This is a genomic window from Thioalkalivibrio sp. ALJ2 (genome assembly GCF_000378325.1).
Classification (GTDB): Bacteria; Pseudomonadota; Gammaproteobacteria; order Ectothiorhodospirales; family Ectothiorhodospiraceae; genus Thioalkalivibrio.
In genome coordinates this window covers 37,844-59,014 of sequence record NZ_KB899556.1, presented here as the reverse complement: position 1 = coordinate 59,014, position 21,171 = coordinate 37,844, and the positions used below count along the sequence as shown (strand labels likewise).

At 65.8% G+C, this 21,171-nt stretch carries 19 protein-coding genes, 1 tRNA gene and 1 pseudogene; 9 read left to right on the top strand and 12 right to left on the bottom strand.

Annotation, left to right across the window (positions count from 1 at the left end):
• Nucleotides 1-61: 61 nt before the first annotated feature.
• On the bottom strand, nt 62-2,956 hold the full coding sequence (locus F468_RS0107540) for a ribonucleoside-diphosphate reductase subunit alpha (protein ID WP_018994876.1): 2,895 nt from the start codon (nt 2,954-2,956) through the stop codon (nt 62-64).
• Between the two features lie 451 nt (nt 2,957-3,407).
• Between F468_RS0107540 and trxB the strand changes: the two genes are divergently transcribed.
• The 6 genes from trxB (at nt 3,408) to F468_RS0107510 (ending at nt 11,131) form a co-directional block, all read left to right on the top strand.
• Complete coding sequence (trxB, locus tag F468_RS0107535; protein WP_018649429.1) at nt 3,408-4,520, top strand: thioredoxin-disulfide reductase; 1,113 nt, start codon at nt 3,408-3,410, stop codon at nt 4,518-4,520.
• A gap of 3 nt (nt 4,521-4,523) precedes the next feature.
• Nucleotides 4,524-5,744, top strand: a complete 1,221-nt coding sequence (locus F468_RS0107530; protein WP_018994875.1) for a GNAT family N-acetyltransferase — start codon at nt 4,524-4,526, stop codon at nt 5,742-5,744.
• Nucleotides 5,745-6,152: 408 nt separating this feature from the next.
• On the top strand, nt 6,153-6,908 hold the full coding sequence (gene aat, locus F468_RS0107525; protein ID WP_018994874.1) for a leucyl/phenylalanyl-tRNA--protein transferase: 756 nt from the start codon (nt 6,153-6,155) through the stop codon (nt 6,906-6,908).
• Nucleotides 6,909-7,292: 384 nt separating this feature from the next.
• Nucleotides 7,293-7,967 (top strand): hypothetical protein, encoded by a 675-nt coding sequence (locus F468_RS0107520; protein ID WP_020146619.1) that lies wholly within the window; start codon nt 7,293-7,295, stop codon nt 7,965-7,967.
• Nucleotides 7,968-8,585: 618 nt separating this feature from the next.
• The gene (gloA, locus tag F468_RS0107515) at nt 8,586-9,086 is read left to right on the top strand and encodes a lactoylglutathione lyase (RefSeq protein ID WP_018174057.1); all 501 of its coding nucleotides are present in this window, start codon (nt 8,586-8,588) and stop codon (nt 9,084-9,086) included.
• Between the two features lie 161 nt (nt 9,087-9,247).
• A complete protein-coding gene (locus F468_RS0107510; protein ID WP_018994872.1) occupies nt 9,248-11,131 on the top strand; it encodes a DEAD/DEAH box helicase in 1,884 nt (627 codons plus the stop codon).
• Nucleotides 11,132-11,181: 50 nt separating this feature from the next.
• On the opposite strand, the pseudogene F468_RS13745 reads toward F468_RS0107510, so the two are convergent.
• A pseudogene (locus F468_RS13745) lies at nt 11,182-11,860 on the bottom strand (HAD-IA family hydrolase).
• Between the two features lie 113 nt (nt 11,861-11,973).
• A complete protein-coding gene (locus tag F468_RS0107500) occupies nt 11,974-12,594 on the bottom strand; it encodes a methyltransferase domain-containing protein (protein ID WP_018994870.1) in 621 nt (206 codons plus the stop codon).
• A 78-nt stretch (nt 12,595-12,672) separates the two neighbouring features.
• Here F468_RS0107500 and F468_RS0107495 point away from each other — a divergent pair, with 78 nt between their 5' ends.
• The 3 genes from F468_RS0107495 to F468_RS0107485 all read left to right on the top strand — a co-directional run bounded on the left by F468_RS0107495 (nt 12,673) and on the right by F468_RS0107485 (nt 14,265).
• Nucleotides 12,673-13,380 (top strand): MBL fold metallo-hydrolase, encoded by a 708-nt coding sequence (locus F468_RS0107495; protein ID WP_026296510.1) that lies wholly within the window; start codon nt 12,673-12,675, stop codon nt 13,378-13,380.
• Nucleotides 13,381-13,445: 65 nt separating this feature from the next.
• Nucleotides 13,446-13,522 (top strand) — tRNA-Arg (locus F468_RS0107490).
• Nucleotides 13,523-13,875: 353 nt separating this feature from the next.
• On the top strand, nt 13,876-14,265 hold the full coding sequence (locus tag F468_RS0107485) for a hypothetical protein (RefSeq protein ID WP_018174391.1): 390 nt from the start codon (nt 13,876-13,878) through the stop codon (nt 14,263-14,265).
• Between the two features lie 260 nt (nt 14,266-14,525).
• Here the strand turns inward: F468_RS0107485 and F468_RS0107480 are convergent, their stop codons facing one another.
• From F468_RS0107480 to F468_RS0107440, 9 genes are all read right to left on the bottom strand, one after another.
• Nucleotides 14,526-15,818, bottom strand: a complete 1,293-nt coding sequence (locus F468_RS0107480) for an NAD(P)/FAD-dependent oxidoreductase (RefSeq protein WP_018994868.1) — start codon at nt 15,816-15,818, stop codon at nt 14,526-14,528.
• Between the two features lie 14 nt (nt 15,819-15,832).
• A complete protein-coding gene (locus tag F468_RS0107475) occupies nt 15,833-16,147 on the bottom strand; it encodes a c-type cytochrome (protein WP_018137716.1) in 315 nt (104 codons plus the stop codon).
• A gap of 625 nt (nt 16,148-16,772) precedes the next feature.
• Nucleotides 16,773-17,243: a DsrE/DsrF/DrsH-like family protein gene (locus F468_RS0107470; RefSeq protein ID WP_018994867.1), complete on the bottom strand. Its 471-nt coding sequence runs from the start codon at nt 17,241-17,243 to the stop codon at nt 16,773-16,775.
• Between the two features lie 39 nt (nt 17,244-17,282).
• Nucleotides 17,283-17,450: a hypothetical protein gene (locus F468_RS14580; RefSeq protein ID WP_018994866.1), complete on the bottom strand. Its 168-nt coding sequence runs from the start codon at nt 17,448-17,450 to the stop codon at nt 17,283-17,285.
• A gap of 33 nt (nt 17,451-17,483) precedes the next feature.
• On the bottom strand, nt 17,484-18,026 hold the full coding sequence (locus tag F468_RS0107460) for a methyl-accepting chemotaxis protein (RefSeq protein WP_018137713.1): 543 nt from the start codon (nt 18,024-18,026) through the stop codon (nt 17,484-17,486).
• Nucleotides 18,026-18,613: a DUF302 domain-containing protein gene (locus F468_RS0107455; protein WP_018137712.1), complete on the bottom strand. Its 588-nt coding sequence runs from the start codon at nt 18,611-18,613 to the stop codon at nt 18,026-18,028. The genes F468_RS0107460 and F468_RS0107455 overlap by 1 nt, the downstream gene beginning before the upstream one ends.
• Nucleotides 18,614-18,712: 99 nt before the next feature.
• A complete protein-coding gene (locus F468_RS0107450; protein ID WP_018137711.1) occupies nt 18,713-19,363 on the bottom strand; it encodes a division plane positioning ATPase MipZ in 651 nt (216 codons plus the stop codon).
• Nucleotides 19,364-19,445: 82 nt separating this feature from the next.
• The gene (locus tag F468_RS0107445; protein ID WP_018994865.1) at nt 19,446-19,862 is read right to left on the bottom strand and encodes a sulfur globule family protein; all 417 of its coding nucleotides are present in this window, start codon (nt 19,860-19,862) and stop codon (nt 19,446-19,448) included.
• Between the two features lie 586 nt (nt 19,863-20,448).
• Nucleotides 20,449-21,138 (bottom strand): hypothetical protein, encoded by a 690-nt coding sequence (locus F468_RS0107440; RefSeq protein WP_018137709.1) that lies wholly within the window; start codon nt 21,136-21,138, stop codon nt 20,449-20,451.
• Nucleotides 21,139-21,171: the final 33 nt, after the last annotated feature.

Below are 21,171 nucleotides of genomic sequence, written 5' to 3'. Positions count from 1 at the left end.
TTTGTTCAGTGACTTGTGATCGGTGCTTGGTGCGTATTCGGTGCCCGTGGGCGGGGCTGCCTTACTGGCAGGCCTCGCAGTCCGGGTCGAGGATGGAGCAGGCCTTGGGCGCCTCGGGCTCGGCCGCCTGCTGGCCGCCGGAGACGGCGTTCAGCTTGTTGGCGCGCGAGGAGTCGGCCACGGTGCTCTTTTCCACGTGGGTGGCGCCCATGGAGCGCAGGTAGTAGGTCGTCTTCAGCCCGCGCACCCAGGCCAGCTTGTACAGGGCGTCCAGCTTGGGCCCGGAGGGCTCGGCCATGTAGAGGTTCAGGCTCTGCGCCTGGTCGATCCACTTCTGACGGCGCGAGGCGGCCTCGACCAGCCAGCGGGTGTCCAGCTCGAACGCGGTGGCGTACAGGGCCTTGATGTCCTCCGGCACGCGGTCCAGCGGCTGCACGGAGCCGTCGTAGTACTTGAGGTCGTTGACCATCACCTCGTCCCACAGCTCGCGGTCTTTCAGGTCGCGCACCAGGTACGGGTTGATCACGGTGAACTCGCCGGACAGGTTCGATTTGACGAACAGGTTCTGGTAGGTCGGCTCGATCGACTGGCTGACCCCGCAGATGTTGGAGATGGTCGCGGTCGGCGCGATCGCCATGGTGTTGGAGTTGCGCATGCCGACCTTCTTCACCCGCTTGCGCAGCTTGTCCCACTCCAGGCGCTGGGTGGTGTCCATCTGCAGGTAGTCGCCGCGGGTCTCGGCCAGCTTGTCGATCGAGTCGATCGGCAGGATGCCCTGGCTCCACAGGCTGCCGGGGAAGCTCTCGTAGCGCCCGCGTTCCTCGGCCAGGTCGGTCGAGGCCTTGATGGCGTAGTAGGAGACCGCCTCCATGGAGGTGTCGGCAAACTCCACCGCCGCCTCGGAGGCATACGGCACGCGCAGCTTGTACAGCGCGTCCTGGAAGCCCATGACGCCCAGCCCGACCGGGCGGTGGCGCAGGTTGGAGCGCCGCGCCTGCGGCACGGAGTAGTAGTTGTAGTCGATCACGTTGTCGAGCATGCGCATGGCGGTGTTTACGGTCTGCTCGAGCTTGGGCAGGTCGAGCTCGCCGGCCTCGTTCACATGCGCGGCCAGGTTGATCGAGCCCAGGTTGCACACCGCGATCTCGTCGTCCGAGGTGTTCAGGGTGATCTCGGTGCACAGGTTCGAGCTGTGGACCACGCCGGTGTGGCTTTGCGGGCTGCGCAGGTTGCACGGGTCCTTGAAGGTCATCCACGGATGGCCGGTCTCGAACAGCATGCCGAGCATCTTCCGCCACAGGTCCACGGCCTTCATGGTCTTGTGCACGCGCAGCTCGCCGCGCGCGGCCTTCTCTTCGTATTCGCAGTAGCGCTTCTCGAACTCGGCGCCGACCAGGTCGTGCAGGTCCGGGGCCTCGTTCGGGGAGAACAGGGTCCAGTCGCCGTCCTCGGCCACGCGCTTCATGAACAGGTCCGGGATCCAGTTGGCGCTGTTCATGTCGTGGGTGCGGCGGCGGTCGTCGCCGGTGTTCTTGCGCAGCTCGATGAACTCCTCGACATCGATGTGCCAGGTCTCGAGGTAGGCGCACACGGCACCCTTGCGCTTGCCGCCCTGGTTCACGGCCACGGCGGTGTCGTTGGCCACCTTCAGGAACGGGACCACGCCCTGCGACTTGCCGTTAGTGCCCTTGATGTGGGCGCCCATGCCGCGCACGCGGGTCCAGTCGTTGCCCAGGCCGCCGGCAAACTTGGACAGCAGCGCGTTGTCGCGGATGGCGCTGTAGATGCCGTCCAGGTCATCCGGGACGCTGGTCAGGTAGCAGCTGGAGAGCTGCGGGCGCAGGGTGCCGGAGTTGAACAGCGTCGGCGTGGAGCTCATGAAGTCGAACGAGCTCAGCAGGTTGTAGAACTCGATCGCGCGCGCCTCGCGGTCGATCTCGTTGATCGCCAGGCCCATCGCCACGCGCATGAAGAACGCCTGCGGCAGCTCGAAGCGGGTGCCGTCAGAATGGATGAAGTAGCGGTCGTACAGGGTCTGCAGGCCCAGGTAGGTGAACTGCAGGTCACGCTCGGGCTTGATCGCCGCGCCCAGCTTGTCGAGGTTGTACCGGGTCAGCTCGCTGTCGACCAGCTCCAGGTCAGCGGCGCGCTTGATGTAGGCGCCGAAGTACTCGGCGTAGCGCTCGGCCAGCTGGGCCTGGGTGGCCTCTTCCGGGCGGCCGTGCACGAAGCTCAGGGCCTCGCGGCGCAGCGCGTCCATCAGCAGGCGCGCGGTAACCTCGGAGTAGTTCGGCTCTTTCTCGATCATCACGCGGGCGGCCATCACCAGCGCGGTGGAGACGTCCTTCTCGGCGACGCCGTCGAACAGGTTGCGACGCGCCTCGGTCAGGATCTTCTCGCCATCGACTTGCTCGATGCCGTCACAGGCCTCGGCGACGACCGCCTGCAGGCGCTCCTCGTCCAGCGGGGCCTGGGTGCCGTCGGCGCGGGTCACGTTCAGGGCCGGGGCAATCTCCTGCTCGTCCAGGCCCTGCTCGGCGGCCTCGGCGGCGCGCTTTTGCGCCTGCTGTTCGCGGTAGATCACATAGGCCCGCGCGACCTTGTGGTGGCCGCCACGCATCAGGGCCAGTTCCACCTGGTCCTGAATATCCTCGATGTGCACCGTCATGCCCTGGGTGCCGGCGCGACGGAACAGGCTGTCCACCACCTGCCCGGCGACCTCCTTGGAGATGTCGTGGATGCGACGGCTGGCCGCGGCATTGCCGCCCTCCACCGCGAGGAAGGCCTTGGTGACCGCGACCTCGATCTTCGAGGCGTCGAAGCCGGTGACCTTGCCATTGCGGCGGATCACCTGGTGCTGGCCCGGGCTGGTGGCCAGGACCTCGGCCGACGGCTCGGCTTGCGGCGGGTACTGGATGCCCTCTTGGGCTTCGGCGGTCTGGGTGTCGCTGTACATGGTGGCGGCCTCACGCGTAACTGTGGGTAATGGACGTGAAGTACTATAGATCGGGGATCCGGAAGTGCATAGACACAATATCTTGTGCCTCCCACCCGAATAACCCCGCGGACAACCCGTGGGCAAGCTGTGGATAAAAACGCCAACCCGGCACTCTGTCGCCATTCTTTGCGCGTTCGCCCGGTGGTGGATAAATCGGCCTTGTTGTGATCGTTCGGGCCAATCATCAGCAAACTCGAACATGAAAATGTTTTATGGCCCGCGATTACCGAATCGGTATCCGTCGATGGGTCTTCTCAAGGCCGACTCCGGGTGGACCCTCGCGCGGGGTGGCGGTGTTGGACAAAGCCCCGCCGGGTACCAATAATCCCCGCCTTATCGAACCAGATTCCGCGCGGCCGGGACGACCGGCCGCGCCAGCCGTATTCATCGAATCGACAGGGAGTACCGCATGAGCGACGCCAAGGACCCATCCGACAAGAAGAGCAAGAAGGCCGAGAAGAAGGACGCGCCCAAGGCCGCCGTTGCCACCGGGGCCGTTCAGGCGGCCGCGGGTGCCGTATCGCTCTCCAGTGGCGGCGAGACCGCGCCCAAGACAAAGAAGGGCGGCGAGAAGCAGCCGCGCCACTGCCCGCTGCTGATCCTGGGCTCCGGCCCCGCCGGCTGGACCGCGGCCGTCTACGCCGCGCGCGCCAACCTGAACCCGGTCGTGATCACGGGCCTGGAGCAAGGCGGCCAGCTGATGACCACCACCGACGTGGACAACTGGCCGGGCGACAACGACGGCGTGCAGGGTCCGGAGCTCATGCAGCGCATGCAAAAGCATGCAGAACGCTTTGATACGGAAGTGATCTTTGATCACATCCACACGGTGCACCTGAAGGACAAGCCCTATCGCCTGGTCGGCGATTCCGGCGAGTACACCTGCGATGCGCTGATCATCTGCACCGGCGCCTCCGCACAGTATCTGGGGCTGGAGTCCGAGACCACCTTTGCCGGCAAGGGTGTCTCCGCCTGCGCCACCTGCGACGGCTTCTTCTACCGCAACCAGAAGGTCGCGGTGATCGGCGGCGGCAACACCGCGGTCGAAGAGGCGCTGTACCTGTCCAACATCGCCTCCGAGGTCGTGCTGGTGCACCGCCGCGATGCGCTGCGGGCAGAGAAGATCCTGCAGGACAAGCTGTTCGAGAAGGAAAAGAACGGCAACGTCACCATCGAGTGGAACCACACCCTGGACGAGATCCTCGGCGACGACTCCGGCGTGACCGGCATGCGCATCAAGCACGCGCAAAGCGGCGATACGAAGGACGTCGAGCTGATGGGCGTGTTCATCGCGATCGGCCACAAGCCGAACACCGACATCTTCAAGGGCCAGCTGGACATGGAAGGCGGCTACATCAAGGTGCAAAGCGGCCTGGAAGGCAACGCCACCGCAACCTCCGTACCGGGCGTGTTCGCCGCCGGCGACGTGATGGACCATGTCTACCGCCAGGCGGTCACCTCCGCCGGCACCGGCTGCATGGCCGCACTGGACGCGGAGAAGTACCTCGAAGAGAACGGCTGAGTCGTGAGCGCCGAGGGCGACACCCAGGCAACCCCGCCGGAAGAACACGCCGAGCGCATCGAGCTGCGCGACGGCCTGGCCGACGTGGACCCGGCCGCCTGGGACGCCCTGACCGGCGGCACCGAGCCGTTCCTGCGTCATGCCTTCCTGGAGGGCCTGGAGCGCCACGGCTGCCTGGGGCGACAGTTCGGCTGGTTCCCGCAGCATGTGCTGATCTTCCGCGAAGACGAGCTGGTCGCGGCCGCGCCCGCCTACGCCAAGACCAACAACTACGGCGAGTTCGTGTTCGACTTCGCCTGGGAGAGCGCGTGGAGCCGCCACGGGCTCAACTACTACCCCAAGCTGGTCGTCTCCGTGCCCTACACCCCGGCCACCGGGCCGCGCCTGCTGGTGCACCCGAAGGCGCCGGACTTTGATCACCTGCGCACCCTGCTCGTGCGCGCCCTGGTCACCCGCGGGCGCGAGCTGAACGCCTCGGGCGTAAACATCCTGTTCCCGAATGCGGACGACCTCGACGTGACCCGCGAGATGGGGCTGGCCGAGCGCATGGGCTGCCAGTACCACTGGAGCAACGCGGACTACGGAAGCTTCGACGACTTCCTGGCCGCGCTCAGCTCGAAAAAGCGCAAGAACATCAAGCGCGAACGCCGCCGCGTCAACGAGGCCGGCATCGAGTTCCGCACGCTGACGGGAGCCACCGGTTCGCCCGAAGACTGGGCGCGCTTCCACCGCTTCTACGTCGACACTTTCGAGAAGCACATGGGCATCCCGACGCTGTCGGAGGCCTTTTTTGTGGAGACGGCGGCGGCGCTGGGCGACCAGGTGGTGCTGTTCGAGGCCCGGCGACCCGGCGAGGCGGGGGACGACGAGACCATCGCCGCGGCCCTTTGCTATCGCAGCCACGACACCTTGTACGGGCGCTTCTGGGGCTGCACCGAGGAGCTGGCCGATCTGCACTTCGAGACCTGCTACTACCAGGGCATCGCGTTCTGCATCCGCGAAGGCCTGGCCCGCTTCGAGCCCGGCGCCCAGGGCGAGCACAAGATCCCGCGCGGTTTCCTGCCCACGCCCACCTACTCCGCCCACATGATCCTGACCGAGGGCTTCGACCAGCCCGTGCGCGACTTTTGCGAACGCGAGGCCCAGCTGATGCGCACCCAGTGCGAACGCCTGCACGAACACTCGCCCTACCGCCACGTCGAACCCGACGATGACCGCCCCTGAACCACCCACTGTAGGAGGCCAGGCCCCTGACCGATGGGGCCTATCCCCGCGCCCAATCGCGCAGAGGGCTGCGCTCCTACGTCCGGCCCAGCCTGTAGGAGGCCAGCCCCCTGGCCGATGGAACCTATCCCCGCGCCCGATCGCGCAGAGGGCTGCGCTCCTACGGCCGAGCCAACCTGTAGGAGGCCAGCCCTCTGGCCGATGGGGCCTATCCCCTCGCCCGATCGCGCAGGGGGCTGCGCTCCTACAACATCCCGCACGCCCGACCCAACCTGTAGGAGGCCAGCCCCCTGGCCGATGGGGCCTATCCCCACGCCCGATCGCGCAGGGGGCTGCGCTCCTACATCACCCCGCACGCCGGACCCAACCGGTAGGAGGCCAGCGCTCTGGCCGATGGAGCGCCACCCCATGACCGGCGGCCCGCAGATCACGCTGCCCTGGCTGGACCCCGAGCACCCGGAGGCGCCGTTCCCCGACCCGGGGCATGCCCTGCGCGACCCGAATGGCCTGCTCGCGGCCGGCGGCGATCTTTCCGTGCCGCGGCTGCTGAACGCCTATCGCTCCGGCGTGTTCCCCTGGTTCGAGGCCGGGCAGCCGATCCTGTGGTGGAGCCCGGACCCGCGCGCGGTGCTGGAACCGGGACACTTCCGGATGCACCGCAGCCTGAAAAAGGCGATCCGCAATCGCGGCTACACGGTCAGCTTCGATCGCGCCTTCGAGGCGGTGATCGAGGCCTGCGCCGGGCCGCGCGAGTACGCCGCGGGCACCTGGATCACCGGGAGCATGCAACAGGCCTACATCGCGATGCACCGCACGGGGCACGCGCATTCGGTGGAGGTCTGGGACGGCCCGCGCCTGATCGGCGGGCTCTATGGCGTCGCCGTGGGTCGGCTGTTCTGCGGCGAATCGATGTTCTCGCGTGAGCGTGATGCCTCCAAGATCGCGCTGGCCTGGCTGTGCCGCCACCTCGTCGCCTGGGGCTGGCCCCTGGTGGACGTGCAGATGGAGACCGAGCACCTGCGCAACCTCGGCGCCATCACCCTCCCCCGGCGCGAGTTCATCGCACGCATCCGCGAGATCGCGCACGCGCCCGAAGTACCCGGGCCCTGGCGGGTCGATCCTGCCCTGAGCCCACTCGACCCTGACTGGAACACCACCCCGTAGCACAAGTGTGGCCCAAGCCCCTTGTGGGAGCGGGCTTGCCCGCGAATGGCTTTTACCCAGTTCCGACGCGGGCAGAGGCTCCGCGGGCAAGCCCGCTCCCACAGGCCACTGCCACAGCCCCCGCCCCCGTCACTGCGAGGAGGCGCAGCCGACGTGGCAGTCGGTTGGGGGTATCCCGGCGCCGAGGACTGCATTGGGCGATTGCTTCGCGATGCTCGCAATGACGGGATGTTGGATGGCCGGGGAACCGTATGCGCGTCACTGCGAGGCGCCGCAGGGGCCGGGGCAGCCTCCGAAACCGGGCACGTCACCCGGCGCGCCCTTGGCCCCCGTTGGGGGTGCTTTATACTCCCGGCCATTGGGGAACCGAACGGGAGATTTGGGGTGTGCAAGGCATATCAGGGGGACTGGCGGGCCATGGCGCTCAATGGGCTGCGCGCGGGCCTGCTGCTGGCGCTGGCCGCAATCACGGCGGGCTGTGCGACGCTGGCGCCATCGCCGCCGTCGGATCAGAGCAATATCTGCGAGATCTTCCGCGAGCAGCCGCGCTGGTACGACTACGCCCGCGACTCCGAACGCGAATGGGGCACGCCCATCGCCACGCAGATGTCGTTCATCCAGCAGGAGTCCTCGTTCCGCAGCCATGTGCGCCCGGATCGCGAACGCCTGCTCGGTGTCATCCCGTGGCGCCGGCCCTCCTCTGCCTACGGCTATGCCCAGGCGCAGGACCCGGTCTGGGGCGAATACCGCGAGGATGCCGGCAGCCGGATGGCACGGCGCACGCACATGAAGCACGCGACCGACTTTATCGGCTGGTACAACGCACGCACCCAGCGCATCACCGGGGTCTCATTGAACAACCCCGAGCACCTCTACCTCGCCTATCACGAGGGCCAGGGCGGCTATAACCGCGGCAGTTACCGCAGTAAACCGCAGGTCCAGGCGGCCGCGCGCCAGGTCGCCCAGCGCGCCAACCGCTACGACTCCCAGTTGCAAAGCTGCGAGTCCGAGTTCCGCTGCCGCCGCTTCTACCAGTTCGGGCCGTTCTGCCGGCAGTAGCCATAGCCGAACGGAACGCGCTCAACCCCCGTCATCGCGAGCCGAGCGAAGCGATCTCCCAACGCAGGCACCAACGTTGGGGCAGACCCGACAGACTGCCGCGTCGGCTGCGCCTCCTCGCAGTGACGGGGGTGGGCAAGCCCGGCGCGTCCACACAGCCCGTCATCGCGAGCCGAGCGAAGCGATCTCCCAACGCAGGCACCAACGTTGGGGCTGACTCGGCAGGCTGCCGCGTCGGCTGCGCCTCCTCGCAGTGACGGGGGTGGGTAAGCCCGGCGCGTCCACACAGCCGGCATCGCGAGCCGAGCGAAGCGATCTCCCAACGCAGGCACCGATGCTGGGGCAGACCCGACAGGCTGCCGCGTCGGCTGCGCCTCCTCGCAGTGACGGGGGTGGGCAAGCCCGGCGCGTCCACACAGCCGTCATCGCGAGCCGAGCGAAGCGATCTCCCAACGCAGGCACCGACGTTGGGGCTGACTCGGCAGACTGCCGCGTCGGCTGCGCCTCCTCGCAGTGACGGGGGATCGCGGACGACGCGATGGTGGTACTTGAGGGAACCTCGGCCCCTGTGTTCCAGTCTTCCGGGACACCCCCCTTTAGCCGATACAAGGACGCACCATGAGCGACAATCCCACCGCAGGCTTTCGCTTGAACCACACCATGCTGCGCGTGAAGGATCCGCAGAAGGCGCTGGACTTCTACCAGCGGGTGTTCGGCATGCAGCTGGTCAAGACGCTGGACTTCCCGGAGTTCGAGTTCACGCTCTACTTCCTGGCGCAAATCGGCGAGGACGAGCCGCACCCGCCCAAGGATGGCGGGGAGGCCACCCGCTGGATGTTCAGCCAGCGCGGCATCCTGGAGCTGACCTACAACTACGGCACCGAAAAGGACGCCGACTTCCACTACCACGACGGCAACGAGGAGCCGCAGGGCTTCGGCCACATCTGCTTCTCGGTACCCGACCTGGACGCGGCCGTGCACTGGTTCGACGAGAACGATGTCGAGTTCGTGAAGCGCCCGGACGAAGGCGGGCTGAAGGACATCGCCTTCGTGAAGGACGTGGACGGCTACTGGATCGAGATCCTGGAGCCGGCGCGACTGACCGGGCTGGGGAAGTAGCAGACCCCAAGCCCTCGTAATGCCCGCGTTTGTTCGCGGGCAAGAGTTTTATTGCATATGCGCAGACGTATTTCGTTTCGCAATTCGTGTATGATGCGCGCTGAGTAGATTCATCCGATTTTCGCCGGGCCTTGTTCCGGCCCGCCCGAGTACCCCCTGAAATGTCCGAATCCCCCTCCTTCGCCGAACTCGGCCTTTCCGAGTCGTTGGCCCGTGCCCTGTTGCAACTGGGCTTTACCACCCCGACCCCGGTCCAGGCCGCGTGTATCCCGGCCCTGCTGGCCGGCGACGACGTGCTGGGCGAGGCCCAGACCGGCACCGGCAAGACCGGCGCCTTCGGCCTGCCGCTGATCGACTCGATCGATCCCGCGCAGCGTCGCGTGCAGGCGCTGATCCTGGCGCCGACCCGCGAGCTGGCCGGCCAGGTCGCCACCGCCCTGGAGGGCTTCGCAGCCAGTATCGACGGGCTCGAGATCCTGCCGGTCTACGGCGGACAGCCCATGGGCGTGCAGATCCGCGCCCTGCGCGATGGTGCGCAGGTCGTGGTCGGAACGCCCGGCCGCGTGGTCGACCACATCAAGCGCGGCACGCTGACACTGGATGCGCTGAGCATGGTGGTGCTGGACGAGGCGGACGAGATGCTGCGCATGGGCTTTGTCGAGGAGATCGAATGGATCCTCGAACAGACCCCGGCCGAACGCCAGACCACGCTGTTCTCCGCGACCATGCCGGCGCCGATTCGCCGCATCGCGCACCGCCACATGCGCGAGCCGCAGGAGATCCGCATTGGCGCGGGCAACGAGGCCGGCACCGACATCGATCAGAGCTACTGCCTGGTGGACCAGCGCCACAAGACCGAGGCCCTGGGCCGGATGATCGAGGTGGAGCCGGAACTGGACGCGGCGATCGTATTCGCCCGTACCAAGGCCGCCACCGCCGAGATCGCCGAGGCCCTGAACGCACAGGGCGTGCAGTCCTCCCCGCTCAATGGCGACATGGAACAGGGCGAACGCGAGCGCGTGGTCGCCGACCTGCGCGATGGTCATCTGGACGTGATCGTGGCCACCGACGTGGCCGCCCGCGGCATCGACGTCCCGCGCATCACCCATGTCTTCAACTACGACGCCCCGGGCGATGCCGAGGTGTACGTGCACCGCATCGGCCGTACCGGCCGCGCCGGGCGCAAGGGCCGCGCGATCCTGTTCCTGGAGCCGCGCAAGCGGCGCATGCTACGCGATATCGAACGCCTGACCGGCAAGCCCGTGCGCGAGCAGAAGGTCCCGGATCGCGCCGCCGTGATCGCCCGCCGCGAGGAGCGCCTGGCCGAGCGTCTGCAGGCCGAGCTGGCCGGCGAAGCGTCGCCGCAGCTCGACGCCCTGCTGGACCGGCTGCTGGCCAACGGCCAGATGGGCGAACGCGATCTCGCCCGCGCCCTGCTCGCCCTGGCGACCCAGGGCACGCCGCTGGATGGCACGCCCAACGCGCACGATCCCGTGACGGCGGCCGCCAGCCGCCCCGAACGCGACAGTCATCGTGCGGATCGCAACCGTGACCGCGCCCCCCGCCCCAGCCGCGGCAAGGACCGCGGGCCGGAAGCGGACATGGTGCGCTACTACATGCCGGTCGGGCGTAACCACGGCATCGCCCCCGGCGCCATTGTCGGGGCGCTGGCCAACGAGGGTGGCCTGAACGGCCGCGACATCGGCCGGATCGGCCTGCAGGACGACCACAGCCATGTGGACCTGCCGGCCGCGCTGGACGAGGCCGCGGTGCGCCGCCTGGGCAATATCCATATCGCCAACCGTCGCCTGGAAATGGCGCGCTCTGTCCCGACTCGCGACTCGCGTGCGACCGAGCGCCACGCCCCGGCTGCGCGCAAGCCCCACGGCCCCGGCAAGCCGGCCGCCAAGCGGCGTGGCCCGGCCCCGGCCAACGGCAAGCGCCCGGCCTATGCGGCCGCCGGAAAGCCGCGCAAGGCGCCGGGCCGCAAGGCCAACGCCAGCCGCGGTGACGGCACCCTGTCGGTCAAGCGCCGCTCGGCCTGATCCCCGCCAGGACCCGTGCGCCGGTCAACAACGGCCGGCGCACGGTTACGTCAACTCAATAGCGCATCCACGATGTCGGCCAGGCGATCCGCCAGGCCGGCACCGCGGTGTTGTGCCCGCTGTTCGTCGCCGTCCTGATACTTGCCGGTGCGCACCAGACAGGCGGTCAGACCCGCGGCGCGTGCGCCGTCCACATCCCCCGACACATCGTCGCCCACCATCAGCACCTGCTCCGGTGGCAGATCCAGATCCGCAATCGCCGCATGGAACAGCCGGGCATCCGGCTTGCCGAAGTTCTCGGCCTTCAGATCGGCGGCGTACTCCAGCGCACGCACGAACGGGCCGATATCCAGCGACAGGCCATCCGCCTCGCGAAAATAGCGGTTGGTCCCCATCACCCACAGCGGTGCGCCCTCCATCAACACCCGAAACGCGCGGTTGAGCACGGCGTAGTCGAACGCGGCGCCCATATCCCCCAGCACAACCACATCCGGATCGCCCGTGGGCACGCCCTCGAACTCGGGTTCCAGCGCCGGGTGCACCAGCAGCAGCGGGCTGCGGGACTCGGACTCGAGCCGCGCGTGGCTCGCGCGTGGTGTTGGTGATCAGACGGATCGGGAGCCCGGCGGCCTGTGCCCGCTGCACGGCCTCGATGGCGCCCGGGAGGGCCTCGCCGCCCACGTACAGCACACCGGAGAGGTCCAGCAACAGCGCGCGAACCTGCTCCATTCCCTCCGGCATAGAGTTAAGCATGAGTATCCCCCTTGCCGCGGCACTTCACGCGGTATCCGGCCGGGACCCATGGGTCCCGACTCGGGGCACGGGTGTGCCCTTTACCCGATTCAACGCCGAATCAGGCGATGAAGCAACTCGAACTTGCCATTGGTGTGTTCGGTCCGCCCGGCGTCGTTGCGCCACTCCCAGCGATTGTCCGGGAACAACGCCCGCATGTCCGCCATCTCGCAGTGAAACGGCGGCCCGCCCTCGCGCCCGGTCTGCATGAAGCACGCGAACAGCTCGCCGTCCGGACGCAGCCAGGCATGCAGCTGCTGCTCGTAGGCGGGCCACTGCTCGGGCGGGATCGCGCACAGGGAGGTCTGCTCGTAGACGCCATCCACCGGCGTCTCCGGCTGCCATGCCAGCATGTCGGCCTGGACGACCTCCGCCTCCAGCCCCTCCCGCTCCAGCTGTTCGCGCAGATGCCGCACTGGCGTGGGCGCCACATCCAGACCGATCGGGTAATATCCGTGGCGGGCCAGGGCCGGGACCTCGTGTCCGAAACCGCAGCCCGGCACCACGATCCGTGCGCCTTTCGCCAGATCGGTGATCGCCAGCCACGCTTCCAGCGACGGGCTGGGGCCACCGCGATCCCAGCGCGTGGAGCCCTCCTGATAGCGGGACTCCCAGTCGGCCTCCGCATCCAGGGCGGCGTTAACGGTCGACGACTCTTCGGAATTTTGCATCTCTCTCCTTCCCTGCGGACGATGGAACCAGTAATGAACGGACCCTACCAAACTGGAAACGACTCAATGGAGGCCGCAATGGACCGCAACGACCTGCCCTACCGCATCCACCGCCAGGAACTCGGGCCGATGGAGAACTTCGTCTACCTGATCGAGGACATGGCGAGCCGCCGCGCGGCGGTGGTGGACCCGGCCTGGGAGCCGGACGCGATCCTCAACCAGGCGCGCGAGCAGGACGTGACCATCTCCGACATCCTGCTGACCCACAGCCACCACGACCACATCAACGGCGTCGAGGCGATCCTGGAGCAGTACCCCAATGCCCGACTGCATATCCTCAAGCCCGAGGCCGAGTTCTGGGGCAAGGAGCTGGAGCGCCCTGAACTCCACCACGGCGGCGACACGATGAAGCTGGGCGATACCGAAATCCGCTTCCTGCACACGCCCGGCCACACCCCCGGCTCCGCCTGCTTCCACATGCCGGCCGGCGACGACCTGATTACCGGTGACACGCTGTTTGTGTTCGGCTGCGGCCGCTGCGACCTGTCCGGGGGCGACCCCGAGCAGATGTTCCATACGCTGAACGGGCTGCGCGAGGGGCTCCCGGCGCATACCTGCATCCACCCGGGCCACAACTATGCGGAGAAGGCCGAATCCACCCTGGCGGAACAGGACGAGGGCAACCCGTTTCTGCACTTCCACGACCAGGACGAATTCGTCCACTACCGCATGCACGAACACGACCGGGTGCGCTCCACGCCCTACCATCCCATCCCGCGCGACTGAGGCAAATCGCTCATGGCGCTTGCATCCCTCGGGACCAATCGCGATAATGCGCGCCTTCAGTCGATGCGCCCGTAGCTCAGCTGGATAGAGTACCTGGCTACGAACCAGGTGGTCGGAGGTTCGAATCCTTCCGGGCGCGCCATATTCCAGAGAAAGGGCCCCCACATCGGGTGGCCCTTTTTCATTTGTCCGATCTCAAAGGACTCGAACCTCCGATAAATTCGTTGGTTCGATCCCGAGCGCAGCGAGGAACGTGTCGGACACGGGCCGACACCCGAAAGGGCCAGGCGCGCAGCGCCGCCGCTATCCTTCCGGGCGCGCCATATTTCAGAGAGAGGGCATCCAGATCCGGGTGCCCTTTTTCATTTGCAGGAAGCCCCAAGAAACCGAACCGCCGGATGAACGCGGCGGCCCGGCCGACCAAGCAAACAGCCCCTCATGTACCAGACCACTGCCCCCGCTCCCGACTCCATCCCCGGCCTCCGTCCCTGCTGGATGGATGCGCTGATCACACCAAAGGCCTCTACCCGCCTGCGGCACGTCGCCCTGGGCCTGGTGCTGGCGATCGCCCTGCTGGCCGCGGAGCTTGAAGCCGCGGCGGCGGGCTGGATCCTGCTCGGCCTGCTGGGCTCAGTCGCGGTGCTGGCCCTCTCGGTCGATCCGCGCTGGCTCTACCGCATGGCCTATCCGGGCGTGGTCGTACTGGCGGTGGCCGTCGCCGTACCCACCGCCTATGCCGCCTACATCCTGGGTTTGGCCGGGGCCGTCGCACCGGCGACCGTGTTCGCCTTGATCGCCCTGGCGGCCACACTGTTAGGCCCCGAGGAAGGCAGCCGCTGGCTGGAGCGCCGCAGCCGCGAAGAGGACCGCCTGCGCCGCACCTGATCAGCACGGGCACCTTTCCCGCCCCGCCAGGCCAGGCCAGGCCAGGCCAGGCCAGCCAGCAGCCAGTCACGTGACGAGCTCCCCTGGAACCATCTGGCACGGTTCAAAGCACCGAAATTGGCGGGTCGATCTCCGGACGCCCCTGGAGCTGGAGCTGGAGCTGAAGATCCCCTGGCGAACGCGTAGCCGAAACCGCAAGCACAAAAAAGCCGGACACCCCGTCAAGGGGATGCCCGGCGCAATCGAACAGCCGAGGCGGGCTAGCCCCAGATGTCGTAGGTGATGCCCTTGTACCAACCTCGGGTGTATTCGGCTTCCCGCTTCCTGAAATCCGCGCTCTCGCCGGAGGGACTCACGCCCCCTGAACCGTCCACACCCGCCTGAGCTCCATCCTTGTATTGATACACAGCCGCAACACTGACCCCATGATCGGGCGTGATCAGGCTGTAGCAGGTGTTGGCGGACGAGGGATCGAAGGGCTCCTGATCCATCAGTTCGCGCACGATCGCCGCGGCGACGATCTTGCCCTGGTTGTTGGCCGAATGACCGGACTTCGGCATGGCACCGGCCACGCTCGAATCCCCCAGTACGTAGATGTTGCCGTCCATCTCCGACTTGAAGGTGCGCTGATCCACCGGGACCCAGCCCTCGTCATTGGTCAGGCCGACATCGTGGGCAATCTTCGCCGCATGCTGATGCGGTATGAAGTTCATCACGTCGGCCTTCACCCGCTCGAAGCCCTCTTCGGTGATCGCCATCTTCTCGCCAACGTCGATCTCCTGGACGTTGCCACCGTCGGACGCACCACGCCACTCGATCATGTCGCCGTAGTGCTCTTCCCAGCCTTCCTCGAACAGGCCCTGCTTGGAGAAGTTGTCCTTGGCGTCGAGCACGATGATCTTGGATTTGGGCTTTTCCTGTTTGAAGTAATGTGCGATCAGCGAGACACGTTCGTACGGCCCCGGCGGGCAGCGGAACGGGTTTGGTGGGGCGACCATCACGAACACGCCGCCATCCGGCATGTCGGTCAGTTGCGAACGCAAGATGCGGGTCTGCTCCCCGGCCTTCCAGGCGTGCGGGATCGCCTCGGCGTCGTCTTCGGAAATCCCTTCGACCGCGTCATAGCGAAAGTCGATACCCGGCGACATCACCAGCTTGTCGTACTTGACCTCGTCGCCTCCGGCCAGATGGACGCGACGCTTGTCCGCATCCACAGCCGTCACCGAGTCCGCGACGACCTTGATCCCGTGCCGGTCACGCAGGGCGTCGTACGTCTGGGCGATATTGTCCATGTCCTCGAACCCCGCGATCACCCAGTTACTGCCGTAACAGGTGTGGTAGGTCGAATTGGGCTCGATAAGGGTCACGTCCAGCCCCGGAGAAAACGTCTTCAGGTACTTGGCGGCCGTAGCCCCACCCGAACCGCCGCCGACCACGACGATACGTGCGCCATTGGAATAACCACCGGCGATCGCGCCACTGACCCCTGTGACGGAAGCCAGACTCGTAATGCCGAACGCCTGCAAGAAGCGGCGTCGATTGAACTGTTGCATGATGGACCCCCTGTTCAGAATCGGGCGAAGTACGACGCCATGGCGTCGATTTCTTCGTCGGTGTAACCCTTGGCGTGACGATCCATGATCGTCGCGTCACGATCGCCATCACGGAATGCCCGCATCTGATTGGCAATCAACTCCGGTGACAGACGAGCGAGATCCGGTACGCCTTCTTCGGCACCCGCGGCGTTGTGACATGCCTTGCACGACGCCGCCATTAGCTGCCCTCGAGTCACTTCGTCGTTATCCGCCAGCACAGTGCCGGGCACCGCGGCGGCCATCAGCAGCGAGGCCGCAAACCCCGCCATGTATGTACGCGTCATCATTGAACAAACTCCTCCACTTGATGTGAATAGCCACTTTGTCGGCCGCCTTCTGGGGCTGCCTTCCTCCTCGATCCCGGTGTTGGCCCCGGGTTGAATGGTCTGACATTCCTTATCCGGCCTCTGTCCCTGCACTCACAGGGACCGGACATTCCCTGAACACCCCGCCAAAAAAGGGTCGGGCATGCATACCCGACCCAAGCGACGGAGAACAATCATGTTGCCGGTTCGCAGCGGAACCGCCGGCATCCTGGCCGGACAACATGCTTCCTTCCGACAGCCGGCTTGTCCGCAAAACTCAAGCCGGCCACTGACCCTTGTTTCCGCACGAACGCTGCACGCCCCTCTCCAGGAGGGAGGGTGCCACCAACGCTTCAATGGCAGGGGGTCCATTCGCGGTGATGAATTCGCGGGCCAAGGGTCTCGGCCTTGTCCTTGGGGCCGACAGCAAACTTCACGCCAGCTTAATAAACAACTCTTAATCCGTGAGTTACAGGTTATGTGGAAGCGGACAGGCGTTGCAGATCGCATCGTTGTTGCAACGCTTTTGCAACAGCACTCCCAAACGTTCGAATATATACATCCATTACTTCTTCAGAATGAAAGACGATGTTTCCGCGGGAGATTGTCATATGAACAGGCAGATATCGGAGTCCCCGGCGAACTCAAAAAAAGCCGCCGCACCCGCGTATTCCAGTCCGTCGATGAACTCGTCGGTGTCCATGTCGAAGAGGTCTACGGTCATCTGGCACGCGATCATGCGCACGTCGGCCTCCAGACACATCTCGCGCAGGTCCTCGAGATCGGAGACCCCCTTCGCGGCCATCTTCTTTTTCATCATGGTCGTCATCATGCGCTGCATGCCCGGCAGCCCCTGGAGCATCACCGGCATGGGCATGGGCATCGGCATCCCCGGGTTGCCCAGCGACGTGACCTGCAGGTCCATCTTCTTGCGCAGCAGCTGCAGCCCGTAAAAGGTGAAGAACACTTCCACTTCATAGCCGAGCGCGGCCGCCGTCGAGGCCAGGATGAACGGGGGATAACCCCAGTCCAGACTGCCCTTGGTGGCGATAATCGCCAGCTTCTTCTGTTCGCTCATAAGAGACTTCCTTCGATTTCGTAAAAAGCAGACCCTCGCCTACATGGGTCCTCGGTTGCCCCCGTCCGCTTTCGCGCGGCGCGTTCGATTCCAGTCGCGGATCATGGTGCAGCCCACGCACAAGCCGAGGGCCGCCAGCGTGCCCCAGATGGATATGGGGACCATCACCATCGCCAGTACAAAAAGAACCCAGGCCATCACGGTCATTGTTTTCTCCTCGGCTCCCTGGAAGCCGGTCGGTCAGTGGGGCATCCAGGGCCCCGGGGGCCCGCCACCCTGAAACGGGTTGAACATGTTCATCGTGCCCATCGGTCCGCCCACGTTTCGGTTCAGGTTCCACATGTCCCGCTGCATGCCGGACGTGGAGGCGGCCATCAGCTCGGTATCGCGCGTCATCGAGGCAATGCTGAGCTGCATCGCCGCGGTGTCCTCGCTGATGGTCCCGACATGGCTGTCCACCCGTTCCATGCTGGCGGCGATCTGCTGCATTCGTTCGTCTACATCCGACATGTGCCCCGCGATCACGGAGAGATCGCGATCGACCACACGCGTCATCTTGCTAATCTCCTCGGTCAGCCGGCTGACGTCGTTGGTGAGACTGGTGATCAGCCAGAACCCGTAAATCGCCAGGATGATGAAGGCCGTCAGGGCCGAGTACACGACAAGCTCCAGTCGTCGGGCCCTCAGATAGGCCTCATCCGCCTCCTCCGCAATACGTTCGTACTCCGGCGGATCAACGCCGGGCCCATGGGACGTTCTCGCATAGGGGTCCTCAGTCGCCATCAGAACTCACCCCGTGCGGCGCGATCGATGATGGTCTCGAGCGACTCTTGGACAAACAGCGCCTGTTCGTAGAGTTCTTCCGGCAACGGCCGGCCACCGTGGATCATCGGATCGAGGTTCAGCGTCATCAGCCAGAGCTGGCCCTCTTCGTCTTCCTGGAGCACGATGCGGCAGGGGAGATAGGCCGCCATGGCCTGGCTGTGCCGCACCATCTGCGCGGCGATTCTCGCGTCGCAGAACATGTAGATCTTCAGGAACGGGAAGTCTTCACCAGTAACGTTACGCACCTCCTCGCTCATCGGCATTTCGCCAACGTTGGCAATATTCAGTTCGTTGGCGACCATCCTCAGCGTGTCTTCCACCTCGCCAACGTCCAGGCCTTCTTCGACCTTTCTCTTGTATACCGTGGCCTCGGCCATATCGCCGGTTTCCAGCACCGTGCGCGCCATGCGCGCGTAGACCGTCGTGGCCTGTGAATCGAGGGCCCGAGCGCCCCCGGCGTAGGGTTGAAGAACGTAGATCGCATAGCCGACAGCGATCACGGCCAGCAGGCCGATAATGGCCAGTACATTCCAGATCACTCGCATGCCTCTATCCTCCTTTGGTGCCTTGTCAGGCTTGTTGTGAGAGCGGCGCGTCTTGTTGTTCGTATTCGCGGTCTCGCTTGCACTGTTGGTCGTCCGGCTCTACTTCCGGCGCCGCCGCCCGGGCTTGCCGAATAACGCGATCGCCAGGGCCTCCAGTTCCCGTGAAGCCTTGCCACGGGGTTCCAATTCGCGCACGGACAGTCCTTCGCTGAACGAACGACGAAACGCCATGCGTTGTTTCAATCGGGGAGCGAGTCGTTTCACGCCCGGGATCTGCCCCAGTGCGTCAAAGGTCTCGTCGGTTTCACGGACCGCCTGGTGCGTATCCGCTCGGTTAATGAACACCAGGATTTGCGGACGTCCGTCCGTCTGGTGTGACTCCTGTACCCGGCGCACGAAACGCTGGGTGGACCAGACATCGGCCTGACTCGGGGGGACGGGGATCAACAAGCGATCCGCACTCTCCAAAGCCTCGAACAAGGACCCCATGTCGGATGCACCCACATCGACGAGGATCTCCTGCCAAGCCTGCTGACCCTGTTCCGCAACCGCCTTGAGCGAAGTTGCATGCTCCAGCGCAGGTATGTAGCCCTCTTCCTCGCGAACCTCCAGGACATCGGTAAGGGTCCCCTGGGGATCCAGATCAACCGTGCATACCGAGCGCCCCTGCTCGAGCAGCCAGAGTGCGAGATTGAAGGTAACGGTGCTCTTGCCCGTACCGCCTTTCAGATTGGCTACGACGGTGCGCATGCATACTCCCGCGGTTCAGCGTGTTGCCTGGGGAAAAATGGGCCCGCCCCTGGTGGACGGGCCCCACGGATGACCGGCAACCTCAGTTGCGGTCACCCTCGCCCTGCGGCATCTGCTGCTGCGGCATTTGCTGCGGCATCTGCTGCTGCATCGGGCCGCCATAGCCCGGGCCCCAGCCGTAGCCAGGATGGCCGTAGTAACCCGGGCCATAACCATGCCCGTGACCATAGCCATGACCGCGGCCGTGACCGTGACCATAGCCATGGCCGTGACCGCGACCGCGGGCGGAGAAGTCAAAGTCGCCCATCATGTCGCTCATCATGTCGCCCATGCCCCAGCCACGGCCGTAGCCCGGGCCGCCGAAGAACGGCGTGCCGTAACCCGGGCCGTAGTGCCCCGGGCCGAAATGCCCAGGACCAGGACCATAGCCGTAACCCGGGCCATAACCGGGCCCGCCCCACTGGGCAGATGCCATCATCGGAACGGCCAGGCCGCCCATGGAAACCGCAAGAACGGCTGCTTTAATGAAAGTCTTCATGGTGTTCCCTCCATTTGGAGTGTGTTGCCCTCGATATTCGTGACGCCGGGACGAAGAGGGCGGTCCCGCACCGGCGCTTTACTTATGCCCTCAGGGTGTGAACGGAAACCCGCCCATACCCCACGGCATCATCCAGGGGAATGGCCCACCAGCTGGGCCTCCCCATCCACCGGGCCCGAAAGGTCCGGGGTACGCCCCGTAAGGGCCCGGATACCCGGAATACGGACCTCCATGTCCGTGGTAACCCCATTGGGGTTGACCGGGGTGAGTCCGTGGTGCCAGCACGTCGGCACGCTCCCGAGTTCTGGTGGGGTCGTAGTCCGGGTCCGGGAACTGCAACCTGGGCTGCGCCGCCTCCGCGGCTGGGAACTCCGGCGCCGGCGCCACGCCGGCCCAGGGGTTCACACGCTCGCGCGCCTCGACACTGGCACCGGAGACCCCCCAGGCCAGAACGACGGCCACGAGCAGCCCGAGGACAGGCTTGCCCCTTCCGGCTGCCAGCCCGCGAGCGCATGAACCGATGTGCACGGCGTTCACCATCGGTCGCTCAGTAGCCGCCCTGCTCTTCCATAGCCTCGCGGCGCTCGCGCATGGCCTCCATGCGTTTTTCGCGCTGGCGTTCCATCTCTTCCATGTACGCCTCGCGGCCCTTTTCCATGGCTTTCATTCGGGCTTCGTGCATGGCCTGCATCTCTTCCATGTACTCCTGGCGCTCGGCGTGCTGCTTCTTGATGCGCTCGCGCATTTCTTCCGGCATGTCCTCGGGCAGGTCATCCGGATCGAACTCGGGCATGGAGCCATATCCCGGCCCGTGCATCGGGCCCGGCATGCCGTATTGCGGCTGCGGGCCGTAGCCGTGTCCGTAGCCGTGTCCGTATCCCGGCCCGTAGCCCGGATAGCCCTGGCCGTAGCCGTGGCCATAACCCTGTCCATGACCCTGGCCGTAGCCGCGGCCATAGCCGTGACCATGACTGCGACCGGACATGCCGAAGCCCATGTCGCCGGAGAACTGCCGCTGCTGCATCATCCCGCCGCCGGGATGACCGCCCCAGCCGTGTCCGCCCTGAGGCCCGTGGCCATAGGGACCCATGGGTGCGCCCTGCTGGGCCATCTGGCCACTGGCGCCGTCCTGGTCATTGGCATAGTCGTCGGCCTGGGCCGCACCCAACGCCAGGGCCGTGGCCATGGCGAGTCCGGTCAGCCCCGTGATCAACGGTTTTTCAAATGTTTTCTTCATTGCGTACCTCCAGATTGAATAGAGAATCGAGAT